This is a genomic window from Solibaculum mannosilyticum (assembly GCF_015140235.1).
Classification (GTDB): Bacteria; Bacillota; Clostridia; order Oscillospirales; family Acutalibacteraceae; genus Solibaculum; species Solibaculum mannosilyticum.
In genome coordinates this window covers 2,406,688-2,427,493 of the sequence record NZ_AP023321.1, presented here as the reverse complement: position 1 = coordinate 2,427,493, position 20,806 = coordinate 2,406,688, and the positions used below count along the sequence as shown (strand labels likewise).

Annotated in this window: 25 protein-coding genes, 1 tRNA gene and 1 pseudogene; 15 read left to right on the top strand and 12 right to left on the bottom strand. The window is 51.1% G+C overall.

Annotated features, from left to right (window positions below; genetic code table 11):
• The first annotated feature begins 305 nt into the window (after positions 1-305).
• From C12CBH8_RS11275 to C12CBH8_RS12095, 5 genes and pseudogenes are all read left to right on the top strand, one after another.
• Complete coding sequence (locus C12CBH8_RS11275) at positions 306-2,045, top strand: ABC transporter ATP-binding protein/permease (RefSeq protein ID WP_343063127.1); 1,740 nt, start codon at positions 306-308, stop codon at positions 2,043-2,045.
• Positions 2,042-3,700: a thiol reductant ABC exporter subunit CydC gene (gene cydC / locus C12CBH8_RS11270; protein ID WP_215533256.1), complete on the top strand. Its 1,659-nt coding sequence runs from the start codon at positions 2,042-2,044 to the stop codon at positions 3,698-3,700. The genes C12CBH8_RS11275 and cydC overlap by 4 nt, the downstream gene beginning before the upstream one ends.
• A complete protein-coding gene (locus C12CBH8_RS11265) occupies positions 3,700-4,047 on the top strand; it encodes a nitrous oxide-stimulated promoter family protein (protein WP_090264751.1) in 348 nt (115 codons plus the stop codon). The genes cydC and C12CBH8_RS11265 overlap by 1 nt, the downstream gene beginning before the upstream one ends.
• A pseudogene (locus C12CBH8_RS12100) lies at positions 4,031-4,396 on the top strand (YbaN family protein); the annotation flags it as partial. The gene C12CBH8_RS11265 and the pseudogene C12CBH8_RS12100, both read left to right, overlap by 17 nt.
• The gene (locus tag C12CBH8_RS12095) at positions 4,382-4,639 is read left to right on the top strand and encodes a heavy-metal-associated domain-containing protein (protein ID WP_281389227.1); all 258 of its coding nucleotides are present in this window, start codon (positions 4,382-4,384) and stop codon (positions 4,637-4,639) included. The pseudogene C12CBH8_RS12100 and the gene C12CBH8_RS12095, both read left to right, overlap by 15 nt.
• A gap of 83 nt (positions 4,640-4,722) precedes the next feature.
• On the opposite strand, the gene C12CBH8_RS11255 is transcribed toward C12CBH8_RS12095, so the two are convergent.
• Both C12CBH8_RS11255 and C12CBH8_RS11250 read right to left on the bottom strand, forming a co-directional pair.
• Positions 4,723-5,838, bottom strand: a complete 1,116-nt coding sequence (locus C12CBH8_RS11255) for a linear amide C-N hydrolase (RefSeq protein ID WP_215533255.1) — start codon at positions 5,836-5,838, stop codon at positions 4,723-4,725.
• A gap of 187 nt (positions 5,839-6,025) precedes the next feature.
• Positions 6,026-6,102: transfer RNA gene (locus C12CBH8_RS11250), tRNA-Arg, on the bottom strand.
• A gap of 145 nt (positions 6,103-6,247) precedes the next feature.
• Between C12CBH8_RS11250 and spoVAC the strand changes: the two genes are divergently transcribed.
• The 3 genes from spoVAC to spoVAE all read left to right on the top strand — a co-directional run bounded on the left by spoVAC (position 6,248) and on the right by spoVAE (position 8,270).
• Positions 6,248-6,691 carry a stage V sporulation protein AC gene (gene spoVAC, locus C12CBH8_RS11245; RefSeq protein ID WP_090264755.1) on the top strand — a complete coding sequence of 148 codons (444 nt, stop codon included), beginning with the start codon at positions 6,248-6,250 and terminating at the stop codon, positions 6,689-6,691.
• Between the two features lie 53 nt (positions 6,692-6,744).
• Positions 6,745-7,764, top strand: a complete 1,020-nt coding sequence (gene spoVAD / locus C12CBH8_RS11240) for a stage V sporulation protein AD (RefSeq protein WP_090264757.1) — start codon at positions 6,745-6,747, stop codon at positions 7,762-7,764.
• Between the two features lie 149 nt (positions 7,765-7,913).
• A complete protein-coding gene (spoVAE, locus tag C12CBH8_RS11235) occupies positions 7,914-8,270 on the top strand; it encodes a stage V sporulation protein AE (RefSeq protein ID WP_090264759.1) in 357 nt (118 codons plus the stop codon).
• A 142-nt stretch (positions 8,271-8,412) separates the two neighbouring features.
• On the opposite strand, the gene C12CBH8_RS11230 is transcribed toward spoVAE, so the two are convergent.
• Both C12CBH8_RS11230 and rpsT read right to left on the bottom strand, forming a co-directional pair.
• Positions 8,413-8,568, bottom strand: coding sequence for a hypothetical protein (locus C12CBH8_RS11230; protein ID WP_159461221.1), 156 nt, complete (start codon positions 8,566-8,568; stop codon positions 8,413-8,415).
• Positions 8,569-8,870: 302 nt separating this feature from the next.
• The gene (gene rpsT / locus C12CBH8_RS11225; protein WP_090264761.1) at positions 8,871-9,128 is read right to left on the bottom strand and encodes a 30S ribosomal protein S20; all 258 of its coding nucleotides are present in this window, start codon (positions 9,126-9,128) and stop codon (positions 8,871-8,873) included.
• A 257-nt stretch (positions 9,129-9,385) separates the two neighbouring features.
• On the opposite strand from rpsT, the gene C12CBH8_RS11220 reads away from it, so the two are divergent.
• Positions 9,386-10,255: a DegV family protein gene (locus C12CBH8_RS11220; RefSeq protein WP_090264763.1), complete on the top strand. Its 870-nt coding sequence runs from the start codon at positions 9,386-9,388 to the stop codon at positions 10,253-10,255.
• Between the two features lie 82 nt (positions 10,256-10,337).
• On the opposite strand, the gene C12CBH8_RS11215 is transcribed toward C12CBH8_RS11220, so the two are convergent.
• The 4 genes from C12CBH8_RS11215 to C12CBH8_RS11200 all read right to left on the bottom strand — a co-directional run bounded on the left by C12CBH8_RS11215 (position 10,338) and on the right by C12CBH8_RS11200 (position 12,872).
• Positions 10,338-10,754 carry a DUF3592 domain-containing protein gene (locus C12CBH8_RS11215; protein ID WP_090264766.1) on the bottom strand — a complete coding sequence of 139 codons (417 nt, stop codon included), beginning with the start codon at positions 10,752-10,754 and terminating at the stop codon, positions 10,338-10,340.
• Positions 10,755-10,789: 35 nt separating this feature from the next.
• Entirely contained in the window at positions 10,790-11,215 is a 426-nt protein-coding gene (locus C12CBH8_RS11210) for an immunoglobulin-like domain-containing protein (protein WP_215533254.1), read from the bottom strand.
• Between the two features lie 123 nt (positions 11,216-11,338).
• Positions 11,339-12,259 carry a 50S ribosomal protein L11 methyltransferase gene (gene prmA / locus C12CBH8_RS11205; RefSeq protein WP_215533253.1) on the bottom strand — a complete coding sequence of 307 codons (921 nt, stop codon included), beginning with the start codon at positions 12,257-12,259 and terminating at the stop codon, positions 11,339-11,341.
• An 85-nt stretch (positions 12,260-12,344) separates the two neighbouring features.
• A complete protein-coding gene (locus tag C12CBH8_RS11200) occupies positions 12,345-12,872 on the bottom strand; it encodes a flavodoxin domain-containing protein (RefSeq protein WP_215533252.1) in 528 nt (175 codons plus the stop codon).
• Between the two features lie 244 nt (positions 12,873-13,116).
• Between C12CBH8_RS11200 and C12CBH8_RS11195 the strand changes: the two genes are divergently transcribed.
• Genes C12CBH8_RS11195 through C12CBH8_RS11185 form a run of 3 tightly spaced genes read left to right on the top strand, consistent with a single transcriptional unit; the run spans position 13,117 to position 15,000 of the window.
• On the top strand, positions 13,117-13,491 hold the full coding sequence (locus tag C12CBH8_RS11195; protein ID WP_090264774.1) for a GntR family transcriptional regulator: 375 nt from the start codon (positions 13,117-13,119) through the stop codon (positions 13,489-13,491).
• Entirely contained in the window at positions 13,481-14,185 is a 705-nt protein-coding gene (locus tag C12CBH8_RS11190) for an ABC transporter ATP-binding protein (protein WP_215533251.1), read from the top strand. Before C12CBH8_RS11195 ends, C12CBH8_RS11190 begins: the two co-directional genes overlap by 11 nt.
• Positions 14,179-15,000, top strand: coding sequence for a hypothetical protein (locus C12CBH8_RS11185; RefSeq protein WP_215533250.1), 822 nt, complete (start codon positions 14,179-14,181; stop codon positions 14,998-15,000). The genes C12CBH8_RS11190 and C12CBH8_RS11185 overlap by 7 nt, the downstream gene beginning before the upstream one ends.
• Before the next feature lie 100 nt (positions 15,001-15,100).
• Here C12CBH8_RS11185 and C12CBH8_RS11180 read toward each other — a convergent pair whose 3' ends face one another.
• The 3 genes from C12CBH8_RS11180 to C12CBH8_RS11920 are packed head-to-tail and all read right to left on the bottom strand — an operon-like array spanning position 15,101 to position 16,828.
• Positions 15,101-15,400 (bottom strand): hypothetical protein, encoded by a 300-nt coding sequence (locus tag C12CBH8_RS11180; protein WP_090264780.1) that lies wholly within the window; start codon positions 15,398-15,400, stop codon positions 15,101-15,103.
• A 2-nt stretch (positions 15,401-15,402) separates the two neighbouring features.
• Positions 15,403-15,723: a hypothetical protein gene (locus C12CBH8_RS11175; protein ID WP_090264783.1), complete on the bottom strand. Its 321-nt coding sequence runs from the start codon at positions 15,721-15,723 to the stop codon at positions 15,403-15,405.
• 1 nt (position 15,724) lies between these two features.
• The gene (locus C12CBH8_RS11920; RefSeq protein WP_246441556.1) at positions 15,725-16,828 is read right to left on the bottom strand and encodes an N-acetylmuramoyl-L-alanine amidase; all 1,104 of its coding nucleotides are present in this window, start codon (positions 16,826-16,828) and stop codon (positions 15,725-15,727) included.
• A 329-nt stretch (positions 16,829-17,157) separates the two neighbouring features.
• On the opposite strand from C12CBH8_RS11920, the gene C12CBH8_RS11165 reads away from it, so the two are divergent.
• The 3 genes from C12CBH8_RS11165 to C12CBH8_RS11155 all read left to right on the top strand — a co-directional run bounded on the left by C12CBH8_RS11165 (position 17,158) and on the right by C12CBH8_RS11155 (position 18,999).
• Positions 17,158-17,784 (top strand): potassium channel family protein, encoded by a 627-nt coding sequence (locus C12CBH8_RS11165; RefSeq protein WP_090264785.1) that lies wholly within the window; start codon positions 17,158-17,160, stop codon positions 17,782-17,784.
• An 18-nt stretch (positions 17,785-17,802) separates the two neighbouring features.
• The gene (locus C12CBH8_RS11160; RefSeq protein ID WP_099322844.1) at positions 17,803-18,462 is read left to right on the top strand and encodes a potassium channel family protein; all 660 of its coding nucleotides are present in this window, start codon (positions 17,803-17,805) and stop codon (positions 18,460-18,462) included.
• A 117-nt stretch (positions 18,463-18,579) separates the two neighbouring features.
• Complete coding sequence (locus tag C12CBH8_RS11155) at positions 18,580-18,999, top strand: type III secretion system chaperone family protein (RefSeq protein WP_099322843.1); 420 nt, start codon at positions 18,580-18,582, stop codon at positions 18,997-18,999.
• 85 nt (positions 19,000-19,084) lie between these two features.
• On the opposite strand, the gene C12CBH8_RS11150 is transcribed toward C12CBH8_RS11155, so the two are convergent.
• Positions 19,085-20,773 carry a glutamine--tRNA ligase/YqeY domain fusion protein gene (locus tag C12CBH8_RS11150; protein ID WP_215533249.1) on the bottom strand — a complete coding sequence of 563 codons (1,689 nt, stop codon included), beginning with the start codon at positions 20,771-20,773 and terminating at the stop codon, positions 19,085-19,087.
• Positions 20,774-20,806: the final 33 nt, after the last annotated feature.

Genomic DNA, 20,806 nt, shown 5'->3' with positions numbered 1-20,806 from the left:
AATATAGGTCGCTTTTTGTTTTGCTGTCAAAAAGCCCATGGCTGCATTTCTTGACAAATGAAAGAAGGATGCGATATAATTACGGTATAATTAGCAGTTGCTAACTTAAGCATGGTCTAGAGTTCTAAAAAACCAAGGTCTTATTGCGCCTATTTTGTTAGCTGTTTCTAACTAAACGCCGCCCATGCCTTATTGTATAGCGGCGTGTATTCTGCGTTTTTATGGGGCAAGGCGGATCGCATGAGAGACAAGTTTTGCAGCCGGCGCAGGAAGTAAAATACAAAGTGAAGGCGGACGAAACGATGATGATTAACAAACGGCTGATTGGAACGGTCAGCAAAAGCAAAAAGTACATCGCAGGCAATGTGACGCTGCAGTGGTGTTCTCTGGCGGCCAATATCGTCATAATGTTTTGCATCACCAGGCTGCTGGAAGGGTTATACACAGGAACAGTGGATTCCAACAGCATTCTGTTATCTGCAGGCGTATTGTTGGCGGCGCTCATTGTCCGGTACCTATGCGCCACAGGAGCTTCTCGGATGGGATACCTTTCCTCCAAGGAGGTCAAAAAAACGCTGCGGGAAAAGATTTATCAGAAATTGCTGCGGCTCGGAGCCTCTTATCAGGAGCAGGTCAAGACGTCTGAAGTGGTACAGGTGGCCGTGGAGGGCGTGGATCAGCTGGAAACCTATTTTGGCGCCTACCTGCCTCAGTTTTTTTACAGCATGCTGGCACCCATCACCTTATTTGCTATTTTGAGCTTTATCAATTTTCCTTCGGCCATTGTGCTGCTTTTGTGTGTGCCGCTGATCCCTGCGGCCATTGCGGCTGTTCAGACGTGGGCAAAGAAGCTGCTGTCCAAGTACTGGGATCAGTACACTGCCTTGGGGGATTCCTTTTTGGAAAATCTACAGGGCCTTACTACACTGAAAATCTATCAAGCCGACGCCTTCAAACAGGAGGAGATGGGGAAAGAAGCCGAAAACTTCCGGAAAATCACCATGAAGGTTTTGACCATGCAGCTCAATTCCATCACTATTATGGATCTTGTGGCCTATGGAGGAGCGGCATTGGGCGTCATCATGGCGGTGACGCAGTACAGCGCCGGCCATGTGACATTGGGCGGCTGTCTTTTGATCATCCTGTTGTCGGCCGACTTTTTCATTCCCATGCGTCAGCTGGGCAGCTTTTTCCACATCGCCATGAACGGCATGGCGTCCAGTGATAAGATCTTCAGGCTGTTGGATCTGCCGGAAGACCGGCCGGAAGATGCCCAAAGCGTCCCGGAAAAAGGCGACATCGTCTGTACCGGCCTGCGTTTTTCCTACGAGGCCGACCGAGAAATTTTACACGGCATCGATCTGCGGTTCCCACAGGGCAGCTTTACCGCTCTGGTAGGGGAGAGCGGATGCGGCAAATCCACAGTGGCAGCCATCCTGATGGGGCGGAATCGAAAATACACAGGATCGGTTTCCATCGGCGGGGTGGAGCTGACCCAGCTGGAGGAGAGCAGTCTGATGCGCCACATCACCTACATCAGCCACAACAGCTATCTATTCAAAGGGACGGTGGCCGACAATGTGCGTATGGGAAAATCTGACGCTTCCGACCAGCAGCTTTGGGAGGTTCTGACAAGGACAAAATTAGCCGATTTCCTGCGCAGCGAACAGGGCCTCGACACCATGTTGCAGGAGAACGGTTCCAATCTGTCGGGCGGCCAACGTCAACGTCTGGCCCTGGCCCGGGCGCTGCTCCACGACAGCCCGGTTTATATCTTCGACGAAGCCACTTCCAACATCGACGTGGAGAGTGAAAACGATATCATGGACCAGATCCAAGAGCTGGCCAAAACCAAGACGGTGATTCTCATCTCACATCGCCTTGCCAATGTGGTAAAAGCCGATCAGATCTATGTACTGGACAGCGGCCAAGTGACGGAGCACGGGACGCATGCGGAACTGGTGGAGAAAAAGGGCGTCTATGAAAGCCTGTGGACAGCCCAACAGAATTTAGAAAACTATCGAAAGGACGGTGAGCCGGCATGAAGAAGCGAAGCAATTTTTCCGTGATGGCCCAGCTCATCGGACTGGTAAAGCCCTTGACCGGATTTATGATCCTGGCCATTGTCATGGGCCTGATCGGGCATCTCTGCGCCTCCTTTATCACCATTTTCGGCGGATATGCTGTGTTGGGCATTTTGGGATTTTCAGTACCTTTCTCCATGACGGTGGCCTTTATTTTGATGGGGGTGTTCGCCTTAGTGCGGGGCGTCTTGCGCTATGCGGAACAGGCCTGCAACCATTTCATTGCCTTTAAGCTGCTGGCCCTCATCCGGGATAAGGTGTTCAAAGCTCTGCGCAGGCTGTGCCCGGCCAAGCTGGAGGGCAGGGACAAAGGCAATCTGATCTCGGTCATCACGTCGGACATCGAGCTGCTGGAGGTCTTTTACGCCCATACCATTTCACCGGCGGCCATTGCCTTTTTGTTTACCATCCTGTTGTGCCTGTTCATCGGCAGCTACCATTGGGTGTTGGGACTGGTGGCCTTGGCGGCTTACGTCACGGTGGGACTGATCGTCCCAGTGGTGATATCCAAGAAAAGCGGCGACCTGGGTATGAAGTTCCGGGCCAAGTCGGGGGAACTGAGCAGCTTTGTGCTGGACAGCCTGCGGGGACTGTCCGAGACCATCCAGTACGGCAGAGGCAAGCAACGTCTTACCGACATGAACGAGAAAACAGATCAGCTCTCCGCCGACGAGGAGCGGATGAAGAAAACCACTGGACAAAACATTTCCATCACCAATACCATCATCCTGCTGTTTGATCTCGCCATGCTGCTCGTCAGCGCGCTTTTGTATCAGAATGGAGCCGTCGGATTTGATGGGGTTCTCATCCCCGTTATCGCCATGATGAGCTCCTTTGGCCCGGTGGTGGCTCTGGCCAATCTGGGAAGTACATTGCAAAACACCTTTGCCGCCGGCAACCGTGTGCTGGATCTCCTGGAGGAATCCCCGGTGGTGGAGGACATCTCCGGACAGCCCCATGTGGACTTTTCAGGGGCATCGGCGAAAAACGTCACCTTCTCCTATGGGGAAGAGACCATTCTCGCAGACGTTTCGGTGGAGATTCCCCAAAATACAGTGGTAGGTATCGTAGGCCGAAGCGGAAGCGGCAAATCCACACTGCTGAAGCTATTCATGCGGTTCTGGGAAGTACAGAAGGGTGAGGTACAGATCTCCGGCGCGCCGATTCACCAGATCAATACCACAAATCTCCGGGAACTGGAAAGCTTTGTCACGCAGGAGACCCACCTGTTCCATGACAGCATCAAAAACAATCTCCGCATCGCCAAGCTGGACGCCACTCAGGAAGAGCTGGAGGAAGCCTGTAAAAAGGCTTCGGTTCACGAATTCATCATGAGCCTGCCCCAGGGATACGATACGCCGGTGGGCGAACTGGGCGATACCCTGTCGGGAGGAGAGCGGCAGAGGATGGGACTGGCAAGAGCCTTCCTTCACGATGCGCCGTTGATGCTGCTGGACGAGCCCACCAGCAATTTGGACAGCCTCAATGAAGCGGTCATTTTGAAATCCCTTGGGGAACAGCGGGAAGGAAAGACCGTCTTACTGGTTTCCCACCGCCAGTCCACCATGCGCATCGCCGACACGGTTTATTCGGTAGAGAGGGGGAGAATGAGCTGATGAAAACGGTGGAGGATAAGCGAGAACGGGAAAAGGTATTGGTTTCCCAGATGATCGCCATCTATTGCCGGAAGAAGCATCACAGCAAAGGAGAGCTTTGTCCCGAATGCGCCAAGCTGGACGCTTACGCGAGAAACAAAAGCGACAGATGTCCGTTTATGGAGAGCAAGACCTTTTGTTCCAACTGTAAGGTGCATTGTTATCAGCCGGAGATGCGTGAAAAGATCCGGGAGGTCATGCGGTTTTCAGGGCCGAGGATGATGTTCCATCATCCGATCGTGGCTGTCCGGCACGTGATAGAGAGCAACAAAGAAAAACGAAGGATGGTGAATGGACGTGAAAGTTAAGAAGATTCTGTACATCATTTTAGGATGCATCGGCGTAGGATTGGGCGCCGTCGGAGCGGTACTCCCGTTGCTTCCGGCCTTTCCGTTTTTATTGCTGGCGGCCTTCAGCTTTGCCAAGAGTTCAGAGAGGCTGCACAATTGGTTTATCTCTACCAAACTTTATAAAAACAATCTGGAGAGTTATGTCAAAGGCCGCGGCATGACGTGGAAGACAAAAATCCGTATCATGGTGATCGTCACATTGACCATGTCGGTGGGCTTTATCATGATGAGCAGAATCCCAGTTGGAAGAATCATCTTAGCTTGCGTGTGGGTATTCCACGTCCTTTATTTTGTGTTCAAGGTTAAGACCATCCATAAGGGGGATGAAAAAGGGGAATATTCCCATTGCCGGGTGCTGAAGATTGAGGGGATGCATTGTGAGCAGTGCGCCAAGCGTCTGGAATGCGCATTTCACGAACATGAGTACATGAAGGCAAAGGTGGATTTCCCATCTCAGACCGCTACGGTTTATCTAAAGCAGCCGGTAGACAATGGGTTTCTGATCCAGATCGTGAAGCAGGCGGGCTATCATGCGGATCAGGTATGCTAGGTAGGATAAGGGATGTTCCGGTGCGGCCCGGTAAGAGAATAAAAAGAGCAGTGAGGATTTTTATCCTCACTGCTCTTTTGGCATTATAGGGAACGATGGGAGCCTGGATCCGAAGTTAAGAGATGAAAATCAGCTCGGCGGCCTAGATCAAATTGGACCTTTTCAGAAGAGGCCATCAGATGATTGAGATCCACACACTGCACCCGCTGATTTTCATAGCTTGTAAAGTAAAACCGCAGGGATTCCGCACACATGATCGAAGTATAAATTGTATAATCGTAGGGGACAATCTCCTTATCATATTCGGTAATATGGCCCTGTTCCGATACCCGGATCATACCCAATGGGAAAGCTACGCTCTGGAAGAGATGAAGCATATTGGTGACCCCTTGTTGTTCATCCTTTCCCTTTACGCCGAATTTCTTGAGAAAAGCCAACCGGATAAAGCGGGAGGGGGAACTCCAATCCCCAGGCAATCCCAAAGCGCCGTTTCCGGAGAAACACTGTTCCAAACGATCGCCTTCCAGTTCCAGCGTATCGTAGTCCAAGTCCCGGACCCCGACGTAATTGAGCAGATTGAGCCGGTGCCAGGAATAACTGGGACTGTTTGTCATAACACCGATGGTATTTCTATAAATCTTGACGCCGTCCTTGTCCGGTTCAATGACAATGGATTCCCCGGACCGGTCGCTGAAGGACCAATGGATGGTGGGTACTGTGCCAAACATCGGAATGGCCATCAATGTGACGTCCTTTTCCACCATGGCTGCAACTTCATCCACGGTTGCACACTGGGCCAGAAAATGGAAGACGGCAAAAGGCGGTTGGAGTTTTGTCGTGCCGGGACGAGCTTTGTCTTCAAAATGGGAGAAGTTCCGGTAGTAAAGCTGACCGCCCATTAAACCCTTCTCGTTGATCCCCTCGTACAAGACAGGCGTGGAGGGAACCAGGAGAAAACCTGTTCCCACCGCGGCATAAGCCGATGTATGGCGGGTTTCCTCCGCGAGATTGTGTTCCACACTGGTTCCGCAGGTATAGTACTCCGTCCCGGATGGGATATAGGATATTTTACTGCCCTCGGCCAATCGGTTGAAGTCAAAATTTCTTCCCCAAAGATGCTTTTGATCCTGTGTACTCCAGCTGAGGGCACTGCATCCAGCTTGCATATCGAAAAGCTGCTGTTTCAGTGAATTGTTCATAGAACGGTTCCTCCCTGTAGGTTGATGGTTCTGATGAAAAGCCTGAACCCTGCTATTCTGATTATTGGCAAAAGATTGGGACTTATTACAGATTTCGTAAAATGAGTACCGATTGCTATGCGCAGGCGCAAAAGAAAACACACCTCACCAAAGTGAGGTGTGCGACATGGGAGCGGCAACTCGCCGCTGGTACGCCCGATGCGATTCGAACGCACGACCTTCAGAGTCGGAGTCTGACACTCTATCCAGCTGAGCTACGGGCGCATATAGTAGATCGATAGCCTAATTATTATAACATACATGATATCATCTGTAAATACACCCCGGGCGAAATTTTCATGTCCTGGTATAAAGGCGGCGATGCCAGGAGAAACTAACCAAAACGCTTGACAAAGGGGTGTGACAACACTTGAAAGTTACCAATCAAGAATACAGTCAGATGACCGATAAAACCTCCCCCAATTCGCCAAAAGTCAAGAATCTTATTATGGCCTTTCTGGTGGGAGGACTGATCTGTACCATTGGCCAGGCCATCCAGAATTTGTGGATCCTGGCGGGGCTGCCGGAACAAGAAGCAAAGATGGCGGTATCCTGTACGCTGATCTTCCTCAGCGCCGCGTTTACAGGGTTGGGCCTCTACGACAAGCTGGCAAAACACGCCGGAGCCGGTACATTGGTGCCCATCACCGGATTTGCCAACGCCATAGTATCCCCTGCCATTGAGTTCAAAAGCGAAGGCTACATCACTGGGCTGGGAGCAAAAATGTTTGTGGTGGCGGGACCGGTGCTGGTATTTGGCATCTCGGCCAGCGTGGTGTACGGGGTGATTCTGTACATCTGCAATTTGTTCTAGGGGAGTTTTAAGAATGCCCCTCACAAAATGCTTGGAAAGGTAGGAGAATCCGCATGATAACCCGTACCGGACGATATACACTGCTGTTTGACCAGCATCCTATGGCGGCGGGATTCGCCGCTGTGGTGGGTAAAAAAGAGGGAGAAGGCCCTTTAGCCCGCCAGTTCGATAAAATCTTTGAGGATACAAAACTGGGCCAGGAGACGTGGGAAAAGGCCGAGAGCGCCATGCAGGAGCAAGCGGTACATCTGGCGCTGGATAAGGCATCCATCAGCCCCCAGCAGGTGGACTATGTCCTGGCCGGCGACCTCATCAATCAGTGCACCAGTTCTATTTTTGGCCTTCGGTCGTTGGATATCCCATTTTTGGGACTCTTCGGCGCTTGTTCCACCATGGCCCTTTCCCTGGGATTGGCCGGATTGCTGGTGGAAAGCGGGGCAGCTGGTACGTGTGCCGCCGTCACATCCTCTCACTTCTGCACTGCCGAACGCCAATTCCGATTCCCGTTGGAATACGGCGGACAACGTCCCCCTACATCCCAGTGGACGGCCACAGCATCGGGATGCGCCGTCATTACCCCGTCGACAAACGGGGGAGGGCCGCAGATTGCAGGCGTCACCTTTGGACGTATGGTGGATATGGGCATCAAAGACGCCAACAATATGGGCGCCGCTATGGCAGGGGCGGCATCCGCTACCATAGTGGACTTCCTAAACGATACCGGCAAGAAGCCGGAGGACTTTGACATGATTCTCACCGGGGATCTGGGACAAGTGGGCAGCGATCTGATGCAGCAGCTGCTTTCCCGGGAAAACGTGGAATTAGGTACCCATTATGCCGACTGCGGATTGCTGATCTATGACCGGCAGACCCAGGATGTCCATGCCGGGGGATCGGGCTGCGGATGCTCGGCCGCCGTGGTGTGCTCGTATATTATGAACCTGTTGAAAACCGGGGGCATGAAAAACGTGCTGTTTGTAGGAACCGGCGCGCTTATGTCTCCCATGACGGTGCAGCAAGGGGAGAGCATCCCCGGCATTGCCCACGCAGTATGGCTCAAGAGCGCCTATTAAAGGTTAAGACGCTCCTGAGTAGAGACAGACCTAAGGGTTGTACTTCTAGACTGCTTCAATCGGTCTAGAAGTACCTGGCCGCCCCGATGATACGGGGCAATCCGTTTATCTTATGCCGATGTATTGCGGCGGAGGGGAGTTACTCATTCATGGAATACTTATTAGCATTCCTGGTAGGAGGCGTACTGTGTGTCATTGGCCAGCTTCTCATCGACCTGACCAAACTGACGCCCGCCCGTATTTTAGTCATCTATGTTACAGCCGGCGTGATTTTGACGGCCGTAGGACTTTACGGCCCATTGGTGGACTTCGCAGGAGCAGGAGCCACCGTCCCGTTGACGGGATTCGGCTATGCGTTGGCCACCGGCGTGCAGGAGGGCATCCAGCAGCACGGATTGATCGGAGCCCTGTCGGGGGGCGTCACCGCCACCGCAGCCGGCATTGCGGCCGCCATTTTCTTTGGATATATTGTGGCCCTTGTATCCAAGTCCCACGATAAATCCTAGAAGACTCGTTTAGCCGCGCCCTTGTGCAAAAATGTGATGTCAATCCCTGACCCATGTTTTTCGCGCAACAAAAAAGGTGGAAGGGGATTGTTCCCCTTCCACCTTTTTTCATTGCTGTTTGGTACAATGATCCGGCAAAATTTTATTCAATTGCCGTCTCAATGTAATGTTCCAATTCCTCGTCGTCCTTGCGTTTTTTCTCCATGCGAACAAAGATCATGGCGACAGCAGCGGCGATGGAAGCCACCACCGTAACAAGGCCGATAATTGCCAAGATTGTTTTAGACCGTTTGTCCATAAAGAACACCTCCTATGGATTGCACTTGATACGTCTATCACCATCATAAACAAATGGAGCCCATAAGTCAAGGCGTAATGTGTCGCAATGCAACGAATTTTTCTAAAAGAAACAAACAAAAAGTCTCACAGCCGTCTTTTTAGGACGCGTTGGATCCGCCGTCCTTGCACGGGGGAACATTCCCGATAGGCTTATCAATCCATAAGTGTTTGAAATCCATTGTCCTTAAGCCGGGGAAAAGAAGCCAAAAATAAAAAAAGCAGGGCCTGACGCTCTGCTTTTTCCATCGTACCTATCGCACCTTATTGGGCCGCAGCCTTGCGGATCAAAGCGGACTTTTTACGAGCCGCTGTGTTCCGATGCAGAATTCCCTTTGCGGCAGCTTGGTCAATCTTCTTGACAGCCAGGCGGACGCATTCGCCTTTATCGGCGGCGTTCTGCTCGATGGAAGCGTTGGCCTTCTTGATGATGGTCTTCAGAGAAGAAGTATAAGCCTTGTTACGGGCGGTCTTCACTTCGATTACCTTGACGCGCTTTTTAGCAGATTTAATATTGGGCATATTTCCACCTCCTTTATCACTACCGGTCATATACCTAAAACTATATCATCTTTGCCGAAAAATTGCAAGAGCTTTTTTTCAACTTCGACAGTTATCTATTTCATTCTTCCGCCTTCGCGGAGCGCGAAAAATGACGATGAATTTTCTATAAATAATCCTGTTCTTTCCAGCGGAAATGTAGTACAATAGAAGAATCAAACAAAATGATGGTTCTGGTGTTTTTATCCAAATCATAGCAAACGAGGAGGGTGCTTTCCATGCCAAACTATGTGATTACAACCGATTCCACAGTGGATATGCCCAGAGATTATCTGCAAAAAAATCAGGTGCCGTGCTTGGGACTCAGTTTCTCCATGGCTGGGATCCATTATGTGGACGATGAAAATTGCCCCCTTTCGCCGGAGCAATTTTATAGCTTGGTGCGTCAGGGCCAGATGCCGGTAACCGCCCAAGCCAATATGACCGATTTCATCCAAATGGTGGAACCCTTGCTTGCGGAGGGCAAGGATGTATTGCACATCGCCTTTTCCAGCGGTCTTTCCGGTTCGCTCAACTCCTACAATCTAGGGGCCCAGGACCTATTGGGAAAATACCCCGACCGCAAAATTGTAGTGGTGGATTCTCTGTGCGCATCCATGGGGGAGGGATTGCTTCTCTACCACGCTTTGCAGAATTGGCACAAGGATATGAGCCTGGAGGAAAACGCCCAGTGGCTGGAGGAAAATAAGCTTCATCTGTGCCATTGGTTTACGGTGGACGACTTACATCATCTTCATCGCGGCGGACGAGTCTCCAAAGCGTCGGCCATTTTAGGATCGCTGATGGGTATTAAACCGGTGCTTCATGTGGATGACGAGGGGCATCTCATCCTGGTGGAGAAGGTGCGGGGCCGTGCGGCATCTTTGAGCGCTATGGTCAAGCATATGGCGGAAACTGCCTTTGACCCCAAGGATCAGATGGTGTTTATCAGCCACGGGGACTGTTTGGAAGACGCTAAAAAATTGGAAGCCATGGTGCGCAAACAATTTGGCGTTAAGCATTTTATGATCAATACCATCGGTCCGGTTATCGGCACCCATTCCGGTCCGGGGACACTGGCTCTGTTCTTCCTGGGCTCCAAACGATAAGACATCGAATAAAGACAAAAAGCCGCCTGTCGGATCCTAAAACAATCCGACAGGCGGCTTTTTAACAGTGCCTCCCTTATGCTCAGACATCAATTTGTTTCCGAATACGCTTTCTTCGGACGCCAAAGGCCCCAAGAGCCAGGGGAATGCCGATGAAGAACGGACCATAGGGATCCAACCCTGGGCCAGGTTTATGAAAAGAGGATTCGGAAGGGTTCTCAGGGTTGTACCACACGTCGGTGGAGCCGCCCGGGGAAAAGTCGGTGGAGGTTCCGGAGTACAGCGTATCTCCTGTATAGTCCATGCCGTCCACGCGGTAGGAAAAATAAATGCGGTGGCTGTCGTTTCTTTTTCTGCTCCCGCGGTAGTTTTCAATGTCTACAATAACGCCGGGTGTCGATACCCAATCCTTATATTGCTCGGTTCTGGCAAAATAAATCCCCACCGACGCGATACAAGCAATCAGTAAAATTGCGATAGGGAGAATTAACCGTTTCATTCAATTTATCCCTTCTACTTCACTCAACATCTTTTTTATTGTACTTCAAATTGCACTGCCAAAGCGGTGTCACCCTGACTGGTGACCACCGGTTTGACTACTCGATAAATACCTTTGGGAAGTTTTCCCTCCCAAGTCACCTCGAATTCATTGGTATCGCCCGGCTTTAAAATAGCGGCCAGTGCGTTAAAGATGTGTTCGCCGTCCATGGAATACCAAGAGCCGTCTTTTTTGTGCTCGATGGTATAGACCATGTCGTAAGAGAGTTCTTCCTCTGTGTGATTCTGGATCAGCAGTATAAGGCCGGTATCGGTGAGACTTTGATCCTTTATGGACACCGTCACTTCGGAGGATCCGCTCAGATCTTCATAGGCGGTAGGGGTGGAGAACTTAACCGAACTGCATCCCGACGCCGTTAACACGAGGATTAATGTCAATACCAACGCTGCGACTTTTTTCACGATCTTGCACCTCCAGGAATGAAAGATAGGAGCCGTAATGATTTTAGGGGCGACAAAGGCAAAAAAGACATAAGATTAATTTCTGATTGTATAAAATAACAAAATAATACTATAAGTAATAGATTATTTGCGCTGACAGGCCAAAGCGACCCAGCCGCCCTCGGTGAGGGAGGATATCACGTGGAATCCATTTGCCTGTAAGGCGTCCCGGACGTCCTGTTCGCGGCTGTCGATGATGCCGGATACCACAAAAGTACCGCCTTCTTTCAAAAGAGGCGGGACATCCGGAGTCAGGCGGATGATGATATCAGCCACGATGTTGGCGGTGATGAGCTGGAACGATCCTTTTACATCACAGGCGAGATCACCGCAGATGACCGATAGATTATCTTCCACTCCGTTTAAGGCGGCGTTTTCCCCTGCGACCCGCACGGCTGTGGCGTCGATGTCCACGCCCACAGCTTTTCTGGCCCCCAGCTTTAAGGCGGTTACCGCCAAAATACCCGATCCTGTCCCTACGTCCAGCATGTCCTGGCCAGGGATAAGGTACTGTTCAATCAGGCGCATGCAAAGCCGGGTGGTGGCGTGGGTCCCGGTGCCGAAGGCCATGCCGGGATCCAGGGTGATGACCACATCCTCTTCCTGGGCCTGATATTGTTCCCAACTGGGAACAACCATCAGCTTTTGTCCCACTCGGACAGGCTTATAATACTGGCGCCAAGCGGTGGCCCAATCCTCTTCCCGGACGTTTTCCCGCATCAATTGGTGGGGGATGGAACAAGCTGTCAGCTGCTGCTGCAAAAAGGACAATGCCTCTGCGGGATTCTCGTCGGGGCTGATGTAAATGTGGATCAAAGCGTGATCCCGATCCCGGCGGAGAAGCTCCTCGTCGATGAGATCCACATGGGCCATCTCATGCACCTGCTGCTCCATATCGGAATAATCCTCGATGTACACTCCATAGGGGACGGTCATCTGCGCGATGGCGGTAGCGGTCTCCAGGTCCGCAATGGGAATTTGAATGGTCAATTCAGTCCAATCCATAAGTAGCACCTCTTTTTTACTAGTTTAGCATTCAGATAATAATCCAAAATGAAATTTTAAACAATGAATTTACGAATAGTATAAACTAATCGGCTAAATACCGGAGCAAAGGTTCCAGATAACTGGGATCGGTCCAGTCACATCGTTGACCCATGGCCTCCATAAGGGCCGTTTCCCACGGCTCGTAGGAGGCGGGATCCTTTTTGGCCACAGCCTTCTGAAGAAGCTTGCATAGTACTCGATCCTTTGGAGTCATAGCGTCTTCGTCCCAAGCTCCCCGGCAATAAAAGCAGGGGAGACCGCTCAAGGAGTCCTTTAAGTTATGTGCCGCCACCTGCTGGAGGACTTTCTCATCGGCAGGGGAGGCCCCTACGCAAAAGACAGCGATTTTCTTCCCTTTGAGACGCTGCCAATTCTTTTTGAGAAAGGAGACGCCGGCAATGCCGGAGGCGTAAAGCCCGCCGCCCAACACAATCATATCGCAGGAAGACAGGTCATCCGGCGAGGCTTTTTTGGTCTCGACTTTTGGAAATCCCGTTTTATCTGAGAGCCATTGAGCGTATTTTCTGGTGGATCCGTATTTAGACTGATAGAGAATGATTCCTTTTTTCATACCGGGCCTCCCTTCGGCAGCGCTGAAGATAGATCACATTTTTTCTATTGTACCATAACCAAACATAGGCCGCAATCAGAGTACGGAGAGTTTTGTATAGAGGGAAGGAAGACGTCCCAAAGGATTCTCCGTATTATAAATTAGAAAACTGAAAAAATCCCTGTTGACAGAAAGGGGAAATTGTATTATAGTATTATTGTACTAAGTAATTAATACAACGATACAAACAGAGAGGAGGGATTTTTTGCCCTATCATTTTAACGATACCCAACCCATCTATCTTCAGATCATCCGTCTGATCAAGCTGAATATCGTATCGGGACGGTGGCTGCCTGGGGAGAGGGCGCCGGCAGTGCGGGAGCTGGCCGTGCAGTACGGGGTCAATCCCAATACCGTGCAACGATCCTTATCCGAACTAGAAAGAGAGGGACTTATGTATTCTGAACGGACCTCCGGACGGTTTATCACAAAAGATGCAAAACAAATTCAAACCGTCCGGGATCAGATGGCGCAGGAGTATATCCTACAGTTTGTCAAGAATATGCTGGAGTTGGGTTATCATCCCCAACAGATTGTAACAATCCTTGAGGAAGAGGTGGAGAAGAGCCATGAGCAATAATGCATTGGTAAGCTTGGAGCATCTGAGCAAGAATTACGGCGCTTACCCTGTGCTCCAAGATATCAGCCTCCGGCTGGAGGCCGGATCCATTGTGGGACTGCTCGGTCCCAACGGATGCGGTAAGACGACCATGATGAAGATCATGGCCGGCCTGATCAGCGATTACAGCGGAAGCGTCCTGATCGACGGGCATCGGCCGGATGTCCATACGAAAAGCATCGTGTCCTACCTACCGGAGAAGACCTATCTGCGGGACTCTCTGCGGGCTGTGGACGCCGTAGATATTTTCCATGATTTTTACAGCGACTTTGACCGCAAGAAGGCCATGGAAATGCTGAATCGGTTTCAACTGGATCCCCGTCAGCGCATCAAATCCATGTCCAAGGGCATGCAGGAGAAGGTACAGCTGATCCTGGTGATGTCCCGCGAGGCCCGGCTTTATCTGCTGGATGAGCCCATGGCCGGCGTGGATCCGGCGGCCAGAAGCGTTATTTTGGATACCATCCTGACAAACTATTCGGAAAATTCCACTGTTATGCTCTCCACGCACCTGATCTACGATGTGGAACGCATCTTTGACCGCATTGTCATGCTGGGATACGGGAAAATGGTCATGAACGACACGGTGGATAATATCCGCAACCAAACCGGCAAATCGCTGGATGAAGTGTTTCGGGAGGTATTCAGATGCTAGGGAAATTGATGAAATACGAGTTTCAGGCCAGCGGCCGTATGATGGGACTGATGGTTATCTGCGCCCTGTTTATCACAGGAGTGACCAGTCTCTCTTACGCTTTGGATATCGTCTGGTTTCAGGTGACCGCCACCACTTTGCTGGTACTCTCCATGGTAGCCGTGATTATCTTCACCTATGTTGTCGTGGCAGTCCGCTTTTTCAAGAGCATGTACAGCCGGGAAGGATATCTGACCATGACACTGCCGGTATCCAGCACCAAATTGCTGGGTGCAAAAGTCATTGTCTCGCTGATTTGGCTGGTTTTATCCATTGTGGTATGTGTGGGTATGATAACATTGCTGCTGTTCCTTTTGTATTCCGGGAATACAGGAAGCTTTTTCACAGAAATCGCCAACGCATTTGGGACGGTGGATATCAGCATCTGGGCTCAATATATCGCCTTCTTTGGCGGGATGCTGTTGATGAGCATGATCCTCTTTTTAAGCCAGGTGTTTTTTGCCATCACGTTAGCCAATACCGCAGCATTTCAACGGTACAGCATTGTATCGGCTGTATTTCTCTATTTGGGAATCAGCGTTGTGATGTCGTCGGTGGAAGCGGTTTTGACGATGTTTGTCCCCCTTGGGTTCCAGATGACGTCCCAGGGCATTCAACTGGTGGGTCAGAATATGATGGGAATGATCGGGACATCCGAAACGGCCAGTATGTCTGTGACCATTGGAATGGCCGGAACGATCTTCCAGTTTGTTGAGATCGTGGGCCTGTTTTTCGGAACATCCCAACTCATCAAGCGGAAGCTGTGTATTCGATAATCGGCTTAACAGAGCTGTTTTTATAGATTTGTCAATCCCTCAATCACCGCAAACGAGGCCGCTCTTATCCGAAAGGATTGAGCGGCCTCGTTTCATTATACTAAGATTTCTGATTGAGATTAAGGCGATGCAGGAGATCGGAGAGATAGTTGCTGCCGCGGCTGATGAGGATACCGGTTAGGACACATCCCACCCAGGAATAGGCTACATTAATGGACAGGGCCGTAAAGATGTTGGCACCTGTCACAAGTGCCAGTAAGATCCCGATCCCAATAGCGCATAATTGGGTGATGCCGGTCTTCACATCCCCCTCTGTGAATACCTTTATGATGGTCTTTACGTACTCCACCAGTCCTTCCACCAGGACGGCTACGGCAATTAACAATGCGATTGTCTCCATAACTATTTGTCCCCCTTTCGATAACTGACGTTCCGATGTGCTGCGTCTGATAAGAAATCCTCGATGTCCTCGATGCCTTGAGAGACAGGCCCATTACAGCCCATCTCCCGCAGCCCCTTGAGGCTTGCCAACACCCCTGTGATGATAACCTCGTTCTCCTGGGCAGTGCGGTCAAGGTCGCGCTGCTGACGTTTGTTCCAGGATTCCAGGTTTTCGATGCGTTCCACCAGCTTATTGACGCTCTTGACGCATACCACCACAGGGGTGACGATGGCAGTAATGGCGGTGATAATGGCCGCCAGCCATTGCAGATCGATGGTCATATTACGCCCTCACAATGCCGGAGAGAGGAACCCAGGAGGCGATGCCGTCGGGATACCCCAGGAGTGCCTTATCGCCTTTGATCTGGCTGACCTTGTGTGTCTGGGACTTGACCCAGGAGGGGATAGACTGGCCGGTAGAATAGGTGTTGCAGGTGATGCGGACGGTATCGCCCACAGCAATGGAGTTGGAGGAGGAGCCACCGGACGATCCACCCATTAACTCATTGACCCTAGCCTGGATTGTTGAGTAATCGTAACCTGCGGCGGTGAGACGGTCTTTGCGTTCGGAGCCGTTGCCCCATTTGCCAGCGATGACTTCCTGTGCGACTTCATCCACAGTCTTGGAGGGAGTAGCCGAAGCAGAACCACCTCCCATGATCTCATTGACGCGCGCCTGAACTGTAGAATAGTCGTAACCGGCAGCAGTCAGACGCTCCCTGCGCTCTGAACCATTACCCCACTTCCCGGCGATAACCTCCTGTGCAATCTCATCCACGCTCTTGGCGGGGGACTGGGTATCGTCATCAGGTGCGACATCAGCCCCTTGGATGCGCTGTTGGAAAGAGGCCCAGTTTGTCTGCCAGGCCGATTCCGATTTCAGGATCAGATGGGGGCACAGCTTTTTGTTGGGAGCAAAGTACCGATGGGGCTGTACCCGATCGATGGGAATGCCGTAGTGATCCATGAAGGCCCGGATAACTTGGATGGCGTTTTCCTCCGCCTGAGGGTAGTTGTGATTCTCACAGATCTCGATGGAAAGCCCCTGGCTGTTGCCTTTGCCGGTGGAACCATCCCCAGCGTGATAGGTTATTTCAGTGACAGGGCAGGTTTGGACGACCTCGTCTTCATCTACAAAGAAGTGGACGGAGACATAGGAAAAGTCGTTGTTCTCCACGCCCTGGAGCCAGGAATAGTGGGCACGGGCATCGGCAGAAGAGGCGGAATTGCCGGTATTGTGGACGACGATGTAATAAGGATTACCGTTGGAAGTGGAGAGAGGCTTGAGGGTACGGACGTTGTGAGTACCCTTAGGGGATACGATCTTACTGACCAGAGGGATACCGCCGATGGATGCATCCTGTACGATGCCATTTACAATTTCCATATTCTTTTCCTCCTGTTGTTTCCAATTAAAATAAAACGATATGTGATCTACCATACTAGAAAAGGAGGAGAAGGGAAATACCGACTTTTTCTTTCGCAAAGTAAAGAGAAAAATGAGAAAACTGTGCGCTATTGTGTAGGAACATTCCACAGACCGTGGCAAAATGACGAAGTGTCATGCCGCGCTTGACAAAGGAGAATGGCGGCGTTAGAATAAAGATGCATTTTGGCGGCTTTGGTTTTGTTAAAAAGTTTACAAATGCTCTTTTAGTTTATAAATGCCCTGCCAGATAAGCGGGGCTTTTTCTTTTCGAAAAAGAGGTGCAAAGAGTGAATATTTTAATTGTAGGCTGCGGAAAAGTGGGCAGTGCCCTTGCTATGATGCTCAATGACTATGGCCATGATATCTCGGTTGTGGACAGGAATGCTTCTGAATTTGAACGTCTGGGACCGGATTTTCGCGGCGTAACAGTAGCGGGCGTACCGATGGATAAAGATGTGCTGCGCAACGCAGGCATTGAGGCATGCGATGCCCTGGCGGCCGTCACCATCGACGACAATTTAAACATTATGGTTGCCCAGATGGCGCGCAAGATCTTTGAGGTGCCCAAGGTTATCGCCCGGGTATACGACCCGGCACGGGAAGATGTGTTCAATCACTTCGGATTGACCACCGTATGTCCGACCCGTTTAACGACCGATTCACTTTACACCGCTTTGTTGGATGAAGGGGAAGACCACACCATCACCTTCCAAAGTTGCACATTAGGCTTTTCCGCCCGCCGCGTGGACCGAACCATCCGCGGGAAGACGCTGGATGCCGTGCCTCTTCGCCCTAACGAGGAGATCATCGGGATCCGTCAGCAGTTGGGGGGAGTGGTGTTTGCCTCCAGCATCCCGGAGGACTACACGCTGAAAGATACCGACCGCATTTTATTTTGCCGAGCGGTGGATTGATGAGAGGAGTGAGGCCTGTTGAGAATTGTCATTGTAGGCGGCGGCAAGGTAGGATACTTCCTTTGCAAAGCATTGATTGAAAATGGACATGAAGTACACTTGATAGAAATCAACAAATTGCTCAGCGCCCATGTGGCCGATGAATTGGATATTCCGGTGGTGTGCGGTGACGGCACTACCTTAGAAGCCCAGATTGCAGCCGATACCGCCAAGGCCGATGCTTTTGTAGCGGTCACCGGCCGGGATGAGGATAATCTCATTGCGTGCCAGTTGGCCAATCTGCATTTTCATATTGAAAAAACCGTTGCTCGAGCCAATAACCCCAAAAATGAAGAGGTTATGCGGGCTTTAGGAATTAAGATTCCGGTATCCTCCACCAGCCGCATTGCTGAGATGATCGAACATGAAGTGGATACAGCCGGAATGCAGATGTTGACAAACATCCGGGGAAAAGGGGCCATTTTGGAATTTACAGTTCCGGAAGGTTCAGATTTGGACGGCAGACGGCTCCAGCAGATCGATTTGCCGAAGGAATGCCTGATTATTTCCATTGTCCGGGGAAATGAATTCTTTATTCCCCGAGGCAACACCATCATTTACAGCGGCGATGAAATTTATGCAGTATCCAAAGTGAATGTGCAAAAGCAGCTGCTTAGAGCTCTGTCGGAGATGCGATAATCAGGAGTCTCAGAAGGGTTCCAAAGGTTACAATACCGAGAGGTGTTTTGACATAGGTGGATGAGAATCATTTGCCTATCTAAATTACTAGTTTCAAAAAAAGGAGATGACAGTACCATGAAAACTGCAAGTGCGCGTGTATTTTCGGACTATCTGACCGAAAAGGGCATCAAGTGGAGAGAAAGCGATGGTGGCGATACCGATTGTATCCGTCTGCTGTATGGCGGTGACAATAAGGACGATATCAACCTGGCCTGCTTCTTTGACGACGATGAGGAAACCATGGCCATCCGTTGCTTTGAAATCGGCAAGGTCCCGAAGAACAAGATGGATGCTATGCTGGTAGCGCTCAACGAGGTCAATGGCCGGTATAAATGGGTCCGCTTCTACGTGGATAAGGACAATGACATTATCGCCTGCCTGGATACCGAGATCACAGTGGAGACCGCCGGTATCGTCGGCCGCCGCTGCGTCAGCATCTGCGTGCAGATCATTGACGAGGCTTATCCCACTCTGATGAAAGCCCTCTGGGGTTAAGTCTTAAAAGAATTCCAAATCAAAAAAGCCCTGTCCAATGCCGTTTTGGCGCTGGACAGGGCTTGCTTTTTTGGATAAGGATTATTTATTTTGTTTTCTTAGCCCAGGAGTCCTTAAGGGCTACCGTGCGGTTAAACACCGGATGGAGATCCGTGGAATCGGGATCTTTGGTGAAGTAACCGCAGCGCATGAACTGGAAGGAATCCCCCACCTTGGCGGTGGCAAGGGAACTTTCCAGCTTGCAGTTTTGGAGCACAACCAGAGACTGGGGATTGACGTTTTGCTGGAAATCCTCCACACCGGTTTCGTCGGAGGGGTTTTCCACATGAAACAGACGGTCGTACAAACGAACCTCTGCATCCACGCAGTTGTCGGCCGATACCCACTGGATGGTGCCCTTGACCTTGCGCCCGTCAGGGGAGTTGCCGCCCCGGCTTTGGGGATCGTAGGTGACGTGTACAGCGGTAATGTTGCCGTTTTCATCCTTGTCCACCGACGCAAATTGGACGAAGTAGGCGCCCTTGAGACGCACTTCCTTGCCCGGTGCAAGACGGAAATACCCTTTCGGAGGTTCTTCCATAAAATCGTCCTGATCGATGAAAAGCTCCCGGAAGAAGGTGACGTTACGGGTGCCCATCTCCTCGTGGCCGGGATGGTTTTCCACCTCCAGCACTTCGGTTTTGCCTTCGGGATAGTTGTCCACAATGACTTTCAGGGGACGGAGTACCGCCATGGCGCGGGGCGCTTCTTCGCTCAGGTGATCCCGTACACAGAATTCGAGAAGAGCGTAATCCACGACGCTGCTGGCCTTGGAGACCCCGATGCGGTCGCAGAATTCGCGGATGGCGGCCGGGGGATACCCGCGCCGGCGCATGCCGCTCAAAGTGGACATACGGGGATCGTCCCAACCGGACACCACGCCGTTTTTGACTAAGGCGAGGCATTTGCGTTTGGAGGTCAGGGTGTAGTTGAGATTGAGGCGGGCGAACTCGATCTGACGGGGAGGATACTTGATGTCCAATTCCCGCAGGAACCAGTCGTAAAGCGGCCTGTGATCCTCAAACTCCAAAGAGCACAGGGAATGGGTGACCCCTTCGCAGGCGTCGGACAAAGGATGGGCAAAGTCGTACATGGGATAGATGCACCATGTGTCGCCCGTGCGGTGGTGGGACTGCTTAAGGATCCGGTAAATGACAGGATCCCGCATGTTGAGGTTGGGGGAAGCCATATCGATTTTAGCGCGCAATACCTTTTCCCCATTGGCGAATTCACCGGCGGTCATGCGCTTAAAGAGATCGAGGTTCTCTTCCACCGAGCGGTTGCGGTAAGGGCTTTCCTTGCCCGGCTCGGTGAGGGTGCCCCGGTATTCGCGGATCTGTTCAGCCGTCAGATCGCACACATACGCTTTGCCCTTTTTGATGAGCTCCGTAGCGCAGTAATAGATAAAATCGAAGTAATCGGAGGCAAAGTGCAGATCGTCCCATTGGAAACCAAGCCATTGGATGTCATGCTTAATGGCCTCCACGTACTCCACTTCTTCTTTGCATGGATTGGTATCATCCAAGCGAAGATGACAGGTGCCGTTGTGGGTATGGGCCATGCCGAAGTTGATGCAGATGGCCTTGGCATGACCGATGTGGAGATAACCGTTGGGTTCGGGAGGAAAACGGGTCTGGACATGGTCAAAGACGCCGTTGTTTAAATCGTCCCGGATGGCTTCATCAATAAAGTTGGCCGGTGTGTTGGCCGGCTCCTGAATCGGTGTAGAGTTCATACATTGCCTCCATTAAAAAAGATCGTAGTGTAA